This window comes from Tsuneonella deserti, from assembly GCF_014644315.1.
GTDB lineage: Bacteria > Pseudomonadota > Alphaproteobacteria > Sphingomonadales > Sphingomonadaceae > Tsuneonella > Tsuneonella deserti.
On record NZ_BMKL01000001.1, the window covers coordinates 1 to 12,102 of the forward strand.

The 12,102-nt window shown below is 69.0% G+C and carries 14 protein-coding genes; 4 read left to right on the plus strand and 10 right to left on the minus strand.

The window, feature by feature from the left end; genetic code table 11:
- Positions 1–130 precede the first annotated feature (130 nt).
- The 9 genes from IEW58_RS00005 to IEW58_RS00045 all read right to left on the minus strand — a co-directional run bounded on the left by IEW58_RS00005 (position 131) and on the right by IEW58_RS00045 (position 8,221).
- Positions 131–355, minus strand: a complete 225-nt coding sequence (locus IEW58_RS00005) for a helix-turn-helix transcriptional regulator (protein ID WP_188643248.1) — start codon at positions 353–355, stop codon at positions 131–133.
- Between the two features lie 167 nt (positions 356–522).
- Entirely contained in the window at positions 523–840 is a 318-nt protein-coding gene (locus IEW58_RS00010; protein ID WP_188643249.1) for a DUF736 domain-containing protein, read from the minus strand.
- Positions 841–1,357: 517 nt separating this feature from the next.
- Entirely contained in the window at positions 1,358–2,077 is a 720-nt protein-coding gene (locus IEW58_RS00015; protein WP_188643250.1) for an RES family NAD+ phosphorylase, read from the minus strand.
- Positions 2,074–2,487, minus strand: a complete 414-nt coding sequence (locus IEW58_RS00020) for an MbcA/ParS/Xre antitoxin family protein (RefSeq protein WP_188643251.1) — start codon at positions 2,485–2,487, stop codon at positions 2,074–2,076. Before IEW58_RS00020 ends, IEW58_RS00015 begins: the two co-directional genes overlap by 4 nt.
- A 259-nt stretch (positions 2,488–2,746) precedes the next feature.
- Positions 2,747–4,633 carry a ParB/RepB/Spo0J family partition protein gene (locus tag IEW58_RS00025; protein ID WP_188643252.1) on the minus strand — a complete coding sequence of 629 codons (1,887 nt, stop codon included), beginning with the start codon at positions 4,631–4,633 and terminating at the stop codon, positions 2,747–2,749.
- Positions 4,634–4,720: 87 nt separating this feature from the next.
- Positions 4,721–5,158, minus strand: coding sequence for a DUF2958 domain-containing protein (locus IEW58_RS00030; RefSeq protein WP_188643253.1), 438 nt, complete (start codon positions 5,156–5,158; stop codon positions 4,721–4,723).
- Positions 5,155–6,159, minus strand: a complete 1,005-nt coding sequence (locus tag IEW58_RS00035; RefSeq protein ID WP_188643254.1) for an ArdC family protein — start codon at positions 6,157–6,159, stop codon at positions 5,155–5,157. Before IEW58_RS00035 ends, IEW58_RS00030 begins: the two co-directional genes overlap by 4 nt.
- 460 nt (positions 6,160–6,619) lie before the next feature.
- Positions 6,620–6,859 carry a hypothetical protein gene (locus IEW58_RS00040; RefSeq protein ID WP_188643255.1) on the minus strand — a complete coding sequence of 80 codons (240 nt, stop codon included), beginning with the start codon at positions 6,857–6,859 and terminating at the stop codon, positions 6,620–6,622.
- A 162-nt stretch (positions 6,860–7,021) separates the two neighbouring features.
- Positions 7,022–8,221, minus strand: a complete 1,200-nt coding sequence (locus tag IEW58_RS00045; protein WP_188643256.1) for a PIN domain-containing protein — start codon at positions 8,219–8,221, stop codon at positions 7,022–7,024.
- Positions 8,222–8,301: 80 nt separating this feature from the next.
- Here IEW58_RS00045 and IEW58_RS00050 point away from each other — a divergent pair, with 80 nt between their 5' ends.
- The 3 genes from IEW58_RS00050 to IEW58_RS00060 all read left to right on the plus strand — a co-directional run bounded on the left by IEW58_RS00050 (position 8,302) and on the right by IEW58_RS00060 (position 10,530).
- Positions 8,302–9,891, plus strand: a complete 1,590-nt coding sequence (locus tag IEW58_RS00050; protein ID WP_188643257.1) for a hypothetical protein — start codon at positions 8,302–8,304, stop codon at positions 9,889–9,891.
- A 136-nt stretch (positions 9,892–10,027) separates the two neighbouring features.
- Positions 10,028–10,345, plus strand: coding sequence for a hypothetical protein (locus tag IEW58_RS00055; RefSeq protein WP_188643258.1), 318 nt, complete (start codon positions 10,028–10,030; stop codon positions 10,343–10,345).
- The gene (locus IEW58_RS00060; protein WP_188643259.1) at positions 10,342–10,530 is read left to right on the plus strand and encodes a hypothetical protein; all 189 of its coding nucleotides are present in this window, start codon (positions 10,342–10,344) and stop codon (positions 10,528–10,530) included. The genes IEW58_RS00055 and IEW58_RS00060 overlap by 4 nt, the downstream gene beginning before the upstream one ends.
- A gap of 362 nt (positions 10,531–10,892) precedes the next feature.
- Here the strand turns inward: IEW58_RS00060 and IEW58_RS00065 are convergent, their stop codons facing one another.
- Positions 10,893–11,615, minus strand: a complete 723-nt coding sequence (locus tag IEW58_RS00065; protein ID WP_188643260.1) for a Crp/Fnr family transcriptional regulator — start codon at positions 11,613–11,615, stop codon at positions 10,893–10,895.
- Positions 11,616–11,783: 168 nt separating this feature from the next.
- Between IEW58_RS00065 and IEW58_RS00070 the strand changes: the two genes are divergently transcribed.
- Positions 11,784–11,993 carry a hypothetical protein gene (locus tag IEW58_RS00070; RefSeq protein ID WP_188643261.1) on the plus strand — a complete coding sequence of 70 codons (210 nt, stop codon included), beginning with the start codon at positions 11,784–11,786 and terminating at the stop codon, positions 11,991–11,993.
- Positions 11,994–12,102 lie beyond the last annotated feature (109 nt).

Genomic DNA, 12,102 nt, shown 5'->3' on the forward strand with positions numbered 1-12,102 from the left:
GGCCCTGCGCCGCAGCGCTCCGAGGCGCCGGCGCGTACGCGCACGCGTCTCGCCCCAGGCGATCAGCGGGAGCTCGGCGCCCGTCCGATTGCCGCTCCGGGGGCGCCTCGTGCGGCAGGGCGCGCTTCGCTCAGCCACGGTCGCCGCCGCGCGCGCGGGCCTTCGACCAGGCTTCGATGTCGTCGATATGATAGCGCCAGGTGCGCCCGTGCAGGCGGCACAGCGGGCCGGTGCCGGCGGCGCGCATCGCCTTCAATGTCGAATAGGCGAGGCCGAGATGGAAGGCGGCCTGCTTGGCGGTGAGGAACGGGCATGTGGCGCGCGCGGCCTGCGCGCGGGCGGCGGTATCGTCCATGGGTCCAGGTCCGAAGCGGCGGCGCCCAGTTGCGCCGCGACGCGCCCGGGATCGCCTGTCCCGGCCGCCGCCGGCAGGGTCGCAATCGCGGGCATGCGTTTTCGACCCCCATGCGCCCGTGGCCGAGGACCAGGACCCCCGCGCGCGGGGCGCGGGGGCCGGCGGCCTCAGTCGGCCGGGTTCCAGATGATCGCGTAGGTCTCGCCGTCCTGGCCGGCGGCGCGGCCGAGATTGGCGTAGAGGCGGCGCGGGCCGAACTCGGGAGCGGCGAGGCTCAGCGAGACATAGTCCTTCCCGCTCGTTTCGCCGCGGCGGACCCAGCCGGCCCCGACTTCGACGCCGCCGGCGGTGACGCGGTAGTCGGGCTGCGCGTCCGAGCTCTTGGCGTGGTTGGGCACGATCTCGATGTCGGTGCGGATCGACAGCGTCTTGAGCTGGCCCTTGAAGCCTTCGCCGTCGCGGGTGACTTGACCGATTGCGGGCATTGTTCGTCTCCTTGCCTTGATTCGTCCGGACCGTTTTCCGGGCGATGGGCAGGCCGAACGGGACGGCCGTACAGCCGCCCGCGCGAACCCGATGAGGGCCGCAGCGAAGCGGAGGACCGGAGCGCCGCGCTTATTTGAAAGCGAAGCGTGCGCGAGGAGCCGCGCCCCGGCGCGGCGGGGAAATAAGCGCATGGGCGCGATGGTTTGGCGCGGGCGGCGGCCGTCCCAGGACCTCGCCCGAGGAGCCGGAAACGTGGCCGGAAGGAACGGCAAAGGGAGCAGGAGACGATGCCGCCGGCTGGTGTCGCACCGCTTTCGGAAGGCGTTCGGGGACAGGTTGTGATGCGGAGTTTCGCACCGGGCGAGACGCGGCTGCCGCCCCTGCGTGTGGCCCGTCGCACGACCTGCGGGGGCATCCCGTCGGCAGCCAGGGCCGCGGCCGGGACCGCCCAAACGAACGCGGCCGCATGGGCTAACGCGGCGCGAGCCCGCTGTCGTCCGGCGTCGCGCCGTGCGCTCAGGTCTCGACGATGCGGAAGACTTCGCCCGAGGCGGCGTCGCGATAGAGGTCCACGCGCGTGCCGTCCCAGTGGTAGTCGAGGTGGCGGCCCTGGCGCGGATTGCGTGCAAGGTCGGGATAGAACAGGGCGGCGCATTCGCCGCCTTGGGCGCGCGTGCTGGGATAGACGACCCCGTCCGAACCGGCGGCGCGCAAGGCCGTGCCGAGCTGCCGGCCTGCGGCGTGGGTCTCCGGATCGAGCGCCTCAGCAAGCCCCGGCTCGCCGGTACGCAGCTCGTGCAGCTCGGCGTCGATATCGAGCAGGATCTCGCGAAACTGCGAGGTCCAGCCGGCGGCTTCGCGCGTCTTCGCCATGAAGCGGGCGTGGTAGTGGATGGTCTCGAGCAGCGCGGTCTCGAAGCGGTCGCCGGCATAGAGCACGCCGTAGCTGCCGTCGGTGAAGCGGCTCGGCCGGTCGCGGCTGACATGGGTGAACGGCGCCATCAGCCAGCTGGCGCCGGGGCCGGCGACGCGGCGTTCGGGCGGGACGAGGTCGAGCGCGCCGATCGTCTCCATCAGCCGCGGATTGGTCTTCTGCTCGGCGGCGATCAGGAGCGGCCAGTCGGCCGGGTCGGCGATGTCCTCGAACAAGTCGATCGGCGGATAGAGGCTGCGGATGATCCGCACCGCCCCGTTCCATTCGACCCGCGTGCGCGCCACCGCTGCGGGCGCGATCACCAGCCGCCGCGCTCCGCGTCGAGGTAGCGCCGCAGGCGCATGAGGTCGGTGAGCTCGCCGCCGAGCATCACGTCGAGCGCGGTGCGCCCGGCGAAGGCCTCGTTCGGCGCCTTGACCCAGGCATAGGCGCGCTGCGCTTCGCGGAAGACCAGCCGCAGCGCCTTGTGGATGCCCATGAGGTTGGACAGGCGCGCCTTCTTGTCGCGGTCGAGCCGGCCCCCGCCGCCCGCCTTCCAGCGGCGATAGGTACGCACCGGCATGTCGAGGAGGGTCGCGGCCTGCTCGTCGGTCAGGTCCCAGGTCCGGAACAGGTTGACCGCCGCGCGGAACATCGCCGCGCCTTCGGCGTCCGAGATCGGCTCGGCGGCAAAGGGCGGCGGGGTGGTATCGACCCGGTGCAAAGCGGTCATCGGTGGTCTCCTGATGGCAGCATATAGGAGTTTAGTTGCCATTTGGCAACGTCGCCCCGCGTGTCCGGCCTGCTCTCCGGCTCAACACGGCCCCGACTGCCCACAAAAACCGCGCGCCGAGGCCCGACAGGCCGAGACGCGCGGCAAAATTTTCGAGCTTCCGAGGAAAGGGGCAGCGGCCGCCGGGCCGCTGCCCCAACCGAGAAAAGCCCACCGGCGATGCCGCGAAGCATCGCCGGGCGGTTGGGAGGAGCGCCGGTCAGGCGGCGAGCGGCTCGGCCTGCTGCGGCTCGCCGTCCTCCCACGGCGGCGTTTCGGCCTCGTCTTCGGGAGCCTCGACACCTGCGGCGAGCGGGCCCGGCGCGTCGGGGTCGGGCTCGCGAAGACCGGCGCGGGCCGCTTCGACCAGCGCATGGGCCTCGACCGTGCCGACGCCGCCGCGTGGCGTGTAGGCAGTGGGCGGGAAGGCCATCCACCGGGGCACCCAGCGCTCGGCCTTGGGCCGTCCGTTGCTCCCTTCGAGGCAGTCGCGGGCGATGGTCCGAAGCGTCTTGAGCTTCTCCTTGGCGTTGGCCTCGGCGGCGGCTTCCCCGGCGAGTTCGGCGACGATGGCAACCATGGCCTCGCGGTCGCGGACGAGCGCGAAGAACGCCTCGTCCGGCTGCCACAGCGCGGCCATGTCGACGCCGATCTCCCGGCCGACCGCCTCGATGACCGCGCCGCCCGCCATGAGCGTCTCGCCCATGATGACGGCGAGCACGTCCATGACCGCCTCGTCGTCGAGCGCGAGCAGGCGCAGGAACACCCCGACAAGGCCGTAAGGATCGCCGTTGCCCCGGGTGACGGTGGGAGCCTCGGGGTCGAAGCCGAGACGCTCAAGCATCGCGCGGCGGCGCTCGTCGAACAAAGCCTCGGCGGCGCTGGTTTCGACGCTCTCGCGCACCTCGTCGCTGCGCGCCGTCTGCGGCTCGATGCGCACGGTCCACAGCGGCGAGCCGGCAATGGCGTGCGCCACCATCAAGCGCAGCGCCACGTCCGGACGGGCGAGCAGGCAGACGCGCACCGCCGCATGGCGATGCAGATCGATATAGGCCTGCATCGTGCCGGTGATCTCCGGGCGCTGCGGTTTGCGGGCTTCCTCCGCCTCGCCGCCGCGCGCGGCGCGGCGGGCTTCGGCGCGGCTGACATAGCCTTCGTGGAAGGTGACCTCGCCGCTTGCGCGCACGTCGATATAGACGCGCCCGCCCTTGCGCTTGGCGGCCTTCTCATATTCCCAGCTATGGAAATGTTCGTCCGGCGGCACGATCACCACGTCGGGCCAGCCCGCCTCGAGATAGGCCTCGCGGCGCGCGGCGATGGCCGCGTTCTGCAACGTCCAGAACGCATCGGTGTCGGCGACATGGCATTCCTCGCCGAACAGGTCGGCGACGGTGGCGATGCCGCTGGCGTCGATGTCGAACAGGGCATGAGCGGCGTTGATCGCCTGTCCGCCGAACAGCCAGCCCTTGAGCTGGTAGCCGGTCGGGAGATAAGCGTCGGGGTCGTCGGCGAGCGCCAGCCAGGCCTTCTGCTGGCTTTTGCTGGCGAGCGTCAGGTGCCGAACCGTGGCGCGGTCGATCTCGCCATCGCGGTAGAGCTGGCGAATGCGCGGCAAAAGGTTGCCGAGCGCGAGCACGCGTTTGACGCCCAGTTCGGGCAGGCCGAACGTGGCGGCAATCTCATCGACGCTGCGGCCTTCGCGCACGAGGCGGGTGAAGGTTTCCCACTGGGTCACCTCGTCGGGATCGAGCCGGGCGAGGTTCTCGATCAGCGAGGCCTCGACCGCAGCCGCGTCGTCGCCGTCGTCGAGAATGGCGCAGGGAAGCCGCAGGCTGTCGGGGTCCGGCTCGCCGGTTTCGCCGCGCCGCTCGTCGGCGACGATCTTGGCGGCGTGGAAGCGGCGGCTCCCGGCGACGATCTCGAACGCCTCGGGCGCTCCCCCTTCGACCCGCTCAGGGCAGAGATTGGGACGTACGATCAGCGGCGTCAGGACGCCGCGCGCGCGGACGGTCGGCAGGATATCCGACAGGTCCGGGGGACGCTTGGCGTAGCGCATGTTGGTCTTGCTCACCGAGAGCTTGTCGAGGGCGATAAAGTCGAGTTTCATTGGACTACTCCTCATGGAGGGCCGGTCCGTCGCTCTTGATCGGGATGGCGGACCGGCTTTCGTGGAAGCGGCGGAACGCGCCGCGCGTCATCCGCCTCCCTCGTCGTTCGAGGGCAGCGGAAGGTCGGGTGCCGCGCGGCCATGGCGGACGGCGTGGCGCAGCAGCAGTTCGGCGGCGGCAATCGAGCCGCATTCGCGCGCGGCGCTTGCCCAGCGCGACAGCGGCTGCGCGCTGATGAAAAGGAGGTCGCGCTCTATCCGCATGCCGAACGGCAGGCGCAGCGCAGCGATTTCCGACAGACCGAACGTGCCGAGTTCGGGACAGCCGAAGCCGAGGTCGGCAAGGCCGAACAGGGTGTCGCGGTCCTCGGCGAGTTCGCTCGCCAGCCAAGTCGCGGGTCCGAGCGGGTTGAACAGCTTGAGCACCGGCGGCGGGTCGAAGCCCCGGCCTGCGGTGTTCGCGGCGGCGCTGGCGGCGGCGTTCGCGCGAAGCCGGGCGGCGAGCGGAGGCGGGAGCAGGATCATGCCGCTGCCCTCCCGTCTTGGTCTTGCGCTTCGGCTTCGTGCGCGGCGCGCCGGCGCGCGAGCAGCCAGTCGGCGGCGCGGCTCGCGGCGGCGGCGGCGCGGAAGATCGCGCGATTGTCCTCGCGCAGCACCGCGAGCCACGAGCCTATATAGTCGGCGTGGCGCACGGTCGGCACGATGCCGAGGCTCGCGCACAGGAACGCCGAGCCCATTTCGGCGACCAGTTCCTCGCGCGCATAGCCCGCCGAGCCGAACGGGTTGGACAGGTCGCGGCCCACGCGCGAGGGGTGGCCGGTCGCGTGGGTCAACTCGTGCAGGCAGGTGCGATAATAGTTGATCGGCTCGAAGAAGGCTTGTCTGCACGGCACCTGCACCAAGTCGAGCGCGGGCATGTAGAAGGCTTCATCGCCGCCTATGCGGAAGCGGACGCCGCTCGCGGCGATCACCTCCTCGGCGACGGGAATGGTTTCGCACTCGGGGAGCGGCACGGGGTCGGGCGCGAGGCCGGGGCGCAGCCCCTCGCACTGCGCGACGTTGAACACGGTGAAGCGCTTGAGGAACGGAATGGCGCGCGCGTCCTCGCCGCTCTGGCGGGCGCGTTCCTTCTCGCTCTCGGGGGTGAAGCGGTCGGCATAGACGACGCACTGCCCGCGCTCGCCCTTGCGGACATTGCCTCCGGCTTGCAGCGCCTGCCGGAAAGTCAGCCAGCCTTGGCTCGGATAGCCGTGCTCGATCACGGCGCCCCACAGGATGAGGATATTGATCCCCGAATAGGGGCGGCCGGTGAGCGCGTTGCGCGGCAGCGCGGGTCCGGCCCCGCCCGCCGTGCGGCCCCACGGCTGGACCCATGGCAGCCGCCCGGCTTCAAGCTCGCCGATGATCCGCTGGGTGACCTCGTCGTAGAGATTGGCGCGCTCGGTGGCGGCGTTGCCGCCACGGGCTTCTTGGTGTGACGGAGTCCGGCGCGCGGAACGGGCGCGGCGGTGGTGGGTCGGGCGCATGGCTTGCCTCCTCATCCGCCCCAAAAACCCGCAGGCCTCCCCGGAAAAGCGGGGGTGGGCGGCACCGAGCGATCGGAGAGGCCCGCGTCACAGCGCCGCCGGCACCACAGGCCGGAACCTCAGTGGAGGAGCCGGGGCCGAGCGAAGTCGAAGGGCCCGGCTTGCCGGCGGGGCGCGCGGGCCTAGGCGGGAGCGCCGCCCACGCCCGCTTGGACGGGAGAGGCCGACCAAAGCGCCGCCGCGCAAAAGGCGCGGCGTCCGCTTTGAGGGCGCCGCACGGCGCCCGATGCGCCAGCCGATCGTTACCGTGAGGCCGAGACCCGCGTCAGCGGGGCTCGGTGGCAAGGCCTTGGCCGCGCCATAGAGCGCGGTCGCGCCGAAGGCGCGAGGCGCGTCACAGCCGCTTCGGTTTCGAGGGGTCTCGCCGAGACCGCTTTCCTGCTTTCATCGCCCTTTCGGGTTAATCGAGCAGCCACGGGCCGAAATAGCCGTGTACGCGGCGGACCTCGGCTTCGGTGTCGAGCTTGGGCATGCCGCCAAGTTGCTTGCGCAGCTCACGCTCGAACGTTGGCCAGCTAACCGCGCGCGAGCGTAGTTCCGTGAGCAGCTCAAATGCGTTCTGCTCGTCGCTCGGGTGTTGCGCAAATTCCCGATCCTCGAGGCCAAAGCACCAATGGATCATCGATTTCCAATCCTTCATGGGACACTCCTTATTGCCAATTGCGGCGAAACAAATTGAGCACCGGGCATTGCTGCTCGACGCGCCTCGCCTTGTGGCATTTTTACAAGTGTGGCTTCCGCAAGGGTTTCGCCCACGGTCGTGCGCGATCAGACGCCACTTCGGCTCCGGATACCGTGCGGGCTAGACGCCGTTGTGAGTCCCCGCTGCCGGCGCCGGCTCTTCGGCCGCTTCGGTCTCGGGTTCAGATTCAAGCAGTGCGTCGAAGTCATCAGGATCGCCGTAATCGAATTCGATTTCGCCGAAATCGACGCTGTCGATTGCCTCGACCACCTCGACTTCGCCTACGTCGATATCATCAAGGGGACCCGCGAGATCGCCGTAGAGCGTGACGAGGAACGCGCCTTCGAACTCGATCTCCGTTTCGGCCGACGCACCGCCCATGTTCACGTACTCGCGATCGATGCCGTCCCAGACGGCCAGCGAGAAATCGGCTTCCGCCGTGGCGGTGAAGGTTGCGCCAATACGCGCCGCCACGATCTCGTGGCCGAGGCGCACGACCGTGATGTCGTAGTCGTCGCCGATCTTGGCGAGCTCGTACGAGCCGAAACGCAATGTGTTGCTATCGGCCTCGAGGTAGAAGCTACCGCTGCCTTCGGCGGAGAACACCCAGTCAGCGAGCGATGCGGTCAGTCCTTCCTCGATCGCGTTCGCGGCGTCGGGCTGCGTGCCCGCAACTACGGCTTCCATGAGCTTCGCTACCGTCGCTTCCGCTGCCGCGGCATGTTCCTGGAGCGTCTCGAGCGCTTTGGCGAGATCCTCCTCGACGTCGATTTGTTCGGACGTCTCGGCGAACGCCGCCCAGCCCTTGTCGGCAGACACCGCTAGAATGCGCTTCCCGCCGTCCACGGCCCATTTCTGCAGGCTGAGCAAAGCGATGGCGTCGGGGAATTCGAACTTCTTGTCGCCGGTCGGCTCGAACGGCGCAGAGGCAGCGAAGTAAAGCTTCAAAAGGTCGTCGATCGAACAATGCGAGGCGCGGACGGCCTGCGCCCCCGTTGCTTCGAGGAACCGAGCGAGGCGCTGGCGAGCCGCCTCGCGGGAGTCGACTACACTCTCGGCAACCTGTTTAAGCCGCTCGCGGTCTGCCTCTGCGACAAGCTGAAGCTGTTCGAGACGCGTCAGCGCGGCGAGGCCGGCGTCGCGGCCCTTCTTCGTCATCTGCTGGAGGTGCTTGAGGACTTCGCGCGTGACGATCTCGGAAAGCACGAGATCGACGGGCGCTTCCTTGAATTGCTCGAGCTGAGCGAGCAGTCCGGTCTCCAGCGCGATCCCGGTCTGAATGAATGTGTTCGTGTCGATGGTGATCGCGTCGTAAGGCATTCTGGGCACTTAGCAGGCCGCGGTTCAAACGCCGATATAGTTGCGGAGCGCCGGGTGAGGTACGGACGGACGGGGACAGCATGGACGCCGACGACGAAAGCGCCAGCGACAAGCGCTCCGACGACGAGCAATCGAAGCGCGCGCGCAGCGAATCCCTTACCGCGGCCGAAGATGTTGTGCGCGGCCTGCCCGACCTCGCCGCCGAACGGCTCGCGCGGGACTATCTGGAATCGCCCGCCGTCAAGATGGCGCAGGATTATCTGGAGTCTCCTGCGGCAAAGCTCGCACGCGACTTCGCCAATTCACCCGCGCAGCAGCTTGCCAGACAGGCGGCCCTTGGGCTCGGTCCGAATTTCGGGGCCGCCGATACCGCGCGGATGGAGGCCATCCGCAGGGCACTGGAACCGCCCGCCGGTCTCGCCGCCAAGCTCTCCGCATTTGAGCCGATTGCGATCGAGCAGGCCAAGCTCGGCGCGATCATGCCGTCGATCGACCCGTCGGTGATCAAGGCGATTCAAGGCCTCGAGCCGCTCAAGATCGATCCCGCGCTCGGCCGCGCCATGCAGGAAGCGCAGAAGTCGCTGGATGAGATGATGCGGCCGTTCGGCGGTATCGGTTCGGCCATCGCGCATTTCGAGGAGCAGCAGCGCGCGGTGCAGAAATCGCTGGTGGCGTCGCTCGCCGGCCCGATCGGCGACATTGCCAAGACCGGGCAATGGGTGAGCGCGCTCGCGAGGGCCGACATGCCCGACGTCGCCGGCCTGTTCGGTGGCAGTCTCGGTACGGCGCTGGACGACGTGCGGGCGAGGATCGCGACCACGTTTACCGGGGCGATCGCCGCCGACCAGGCAAAGATGAGTGCGCTGCTCGGCCTCGATGGGCGCTTTGCGGCGGAGTTCGAGACGACGCGGCTCAAGATGTCGGCGCTCGCCGGCATCGGCGAGGCATTCGGGCCGCGCAGCAGCCTTCGCCTTGACGCCTATCATTCGCTGTTCGGCGAGTGGCGCAGCCGGCCGGACCTGCCGGAGAATTTCTGGCGCGACACCCGGGTGCGCAGGCGCATGTACCGCGAGGCCGAGGTCGACGACGGCCTGATCGAGGCATCGCCCGGCGTGGCGCTGGAAATCATGATAGAGAGCGGTCTCACCGCCGGCCTGCGCTCCGAAGCGAATGCGGTCGCCGTGTTCGCTTTCGGCGAAGTCTCGATGACCGTGCGCTCGCGCGGCACGCGAAAGGATGCCTATGCGGCGCTCGATCGGTTCGAGCAGGAACTGCGTGCCTATGTCGCCCGCAAGCTCGAAGAGCGGTTCGGCCCCGACTGGTTCAAGGCACGGGCCTCGAACCTGATCGGCAAGGCAAAGGGGATCCGCAAGGCGGCGATGGAGCGTGGCGAGGCGTTCGCGCCCCTGATCGAGTTCGTCGAACTGGGCGAACTGGCCGGGATCGTCCTCAACACCAAGAACTGGGACGAAGTGTTCGGCGACGTCTTCATCAACCGCGCCGAGTTCGACCACGACATGCAGAAGCTGGTCGCGACGCGTCGCCCGACGATGCATATTCGCCCGATCGACGGCGTACGGCTGGTGGAGATGCTGTGCGTCATGAAGCGGCTGTCGGAACAGATGACAGACGACGGGGCCTGGAAAGTCGCCGCCGACTCCGACCGCTGAGCGCCCTGCGCGCTTCGTGGTTGGTGCCGGGTCGCGGACGCGTCGTCGCTTGCGCCGCCCGATCGCGCCGATCATCATGGACGCGAGAAGTCGTCGAGACCGAAGGCGGCACTCGCACAAAAGGGGGCAGGAAATCATGGGCAAGCGAAACCTCGCCATCGTCGGCACGCACGAGGATTTCTTCGCCGACATCCTTGACGAGAGGACGGGCATCGACCCGTCTCTGGTGAGCCGCTGCGCCTCGGCAGAGGATGCCGCGACCACCTATTTCGACAGCATGTTCAGGAATTCGGACGGCCTCGTCCGCTCGGCCGTCGTGGCGGTCTGGCCGGTGGCTGGCGGACGCGAAGCGCAGACGGTGTTCGATGCGCGCGCGATCGTGACGCCGTGCACCGAGGCGGACGCAGAACCGGGCGAAGTGGAGGTGTTCCTCGACGTGCGGGCGCGGACATGATCGTCGACAAGGCGCAGATGCTGGCCGACTTCGAGAGCCTGCTCGTGATCGAAGCGACGGTCGAACAGGCGCTCGCCGAGACCGCGCGGGCATACGGCTACACCGTCGAGCAAGTCCGCTCGGCTGCGACGGCCCGGTTCGGCAACCTCGAGGAATACGCCTGGAAGATCGCCGCCCGCCGCTGACGTTCGTGCGCGGCGGCTGGTTCGGTGGGCGGCCTATGCGCTTCGCCAGTGCCGGGGGGGCATCTCCTGAATGTGCGGGCACCGCCCAGTTAAGGGCGCTCATCCCTGCTATCTCGGCGACGGTCCGAGGGGATGGCGTTCCTCCACAACACGCCTTCCTGCTCCTCCGGCTTGAACAGGGGTTCGTGCCGAGCCACGCCTTCCCGGCGCGGCTCCGATGCGGGTTGCTCGGTCTTGGTCCTGAACCCGAAATAGGGATGCGGCTTACGCAAGGCCGGCTCCGCCGAGGGCATCGGCCGTGCTCGCCTGTGGCCATGCGCGCAGGTCCCGGCGGGCGGGCACATGGGACAGCTCGACCATGCTCAGCCCTCGCAGACCTGGGCGGTCGATTCGAGCACTTCCTGCTGCGCGTAGGCGATCGTCCGGCGGCACGAGCAGGCGGCCGCCTCGAGCCGCGGGAAATCGAGGATGTCGATGCTGCCGCGCCGGCTGCGGATCAGGCCGCTGCGCTGGAGCGCCGAGGAGGTGACGGCGATCGTCGAGCGCTGGACGCCGAGGATGTTGGCGAGCTCCTCCTGGGTGAGCGTCAGGTGGGCGCCCCGGTGGCTGCGCGCCGAGGCATCGAGCAGGACCCGGCACATGCGGTGCTCGACCCGGTGGATCGCGGTGCAGGCCACGAGCTGGCGCGCCTCGATGATCAGCGCCTCGACATGCTTGTGGATCGCCGTGCGCAGGTTCGACGACTGGTCGAACAGCTCGCGGTAGTGGCTGTCGCGCATGCGCCAGGCATCGCCGCCGATCTGCACCAGCGCGCGGGCATAGCTCAGGCGGCTGCCGCAGGCCTCGAACGCGCCGAACGCGCCGTTTCGCCCGACCATCCCGCCGCTCACGGTTTCGCCTTCGACGCTTTCGGAGGCCATGCAGATCAGCGTGTCCTCGGGAAACCAGACCCATTGCACCTCGGTGCCGGTCTCCTGGAGCACTTCCCCGCGGCTGAGCGTCACGCGCTCGAAATGGGGTGCAAAGCGGAGCGCCACCGCGGGCTCGAGTTCGGCGAGGATTTCGTTCTTGGGAGTAAATGTCATTCGGTCCGCGGGGCCCCTGGCGATCCGGAAGAAGTCCGGAAGCGGTGGTTGATGGATACATGAGCGCCGGGCGGTTGTCCGGCAGGATTTGGCTCAGCTTGGAACTGGTACCCGCCCTATCGCTTTATGCGGTAGCGACGACGCACCGGCAGGTTGGAGAACGCGGGAATGACGCTGAACGCGGAAGAACAGCCCCTCAACGTGGACGTGCTCAACGGGGAGGTGGTCATGACCGGCCCGCGCGTCGCCATCGCCCTCAAGCCCGGAGCGGCAACCGAAACGGCCCGGCGCCTGGTGGCGGCGGCCGACCTCGCCTCGACGCAGGCGGGGATTTCGTTGCAGCAGCTGGACGCAAGCCCGTCGAACGACCTGAGCTAACGCCGGCGCGCGCGGCAGCCGTCCGGCGTCCGGCAATCGGTCGATTCGTCCGGAGAACTGCCCCACCTTTCCCCCTTGCGCCTCAGCCGGCGCTGCGCCCGAAGATGCC

Coding starts and splice junctions, on each gene's coding strand:
- IEW58_RS00060 (WP_188643259.1), top strand. CDS start 10,342: ATGATCGTCGACAAGGCGCAGATGCTGGCCGACTTCGAGAGCCTGCTC.
- IEW58_RS00030 (WP_188643253.1), bottom strand. CDS start 5,158: ATGATCCTGCTCCCGCCTCCGCTCGCCGCCCGGCTTCGCGCGAACGCC.
- IEW58_RS00005 (WP_188643248.1), bottom strand. CDS start 355: ATGGACGATACCGCCGCCCGCGCGCAGGCCGCGCGCGCCACATGCCCG.
- IEW58_RS00050 (WP_188643257.1), top strand. CDS start 8,302: ATGGACGCCGACGACGAAAGCGCCAGCGACAAGCGCTCCGACGACGAG.
- IEW58_RS00045 (WP_188643256.1), bottom strand. CDS start 8,221: ATGCCTTACGACGCGATCACCATCGACACGAACACATTCATTCAGACC.
- IEW58_RS00020 (WP_188643251.1), bottom strand. CDS start 2,487: ATGACCGCTTTGCACCGGGTCGATACCACCCCGCCGCCCTTTGCCGCC.
- IEW58_RS00070 (WP_188643261.1), top strand. CDS start 11,784: ATGACGCTGAACGCGGAAGAACAGCCCCTCAACGTGGACGTGCTCAAC.
- IEW58_RS00065 (WP_188643260.1), bottom strand. CDS start 11,615: ATGACATTTACTCCCAAGAACGAAATCCTCGCCGAACTCGAGCCCGCG.
- IEW58_RS00035 (WP_188643254.1), bottom strand. CDS start 6,159: ATGCGCCCGACCCACCACCGCCGCGCCCGTTCCGCGCGCCGGACTCCG.
- IEW58_RS00025 (WP_188643252.1), bottom strand. CDS start 4,633: ATGAAACTCGACTTTATCGCCCTCGACAAGCTCTCGGTGAGCAAGACC.
- IEW58_RS00055 (WP_188643258.1), top strand. CDS start 10,028: ATGGGCAAGCGAAACCTCGCCATCGTCGGCACGCACGAGGATTTCTTC.
- IEW58_RS00040 (WP_188643255.1), bottom strand. CDS start 6,859: ATGAAGGATTGGAAATCGATGATCCATTGGTGCTTTGGCCTCGAGGAT.
- IEW58_RS00010 (WP_188643249.1), bottom strand. CDS start 840: ATGCCCGCAATCGGTCAAGTCACCCGCGACGGCGAAGGCTTCAAGGGC.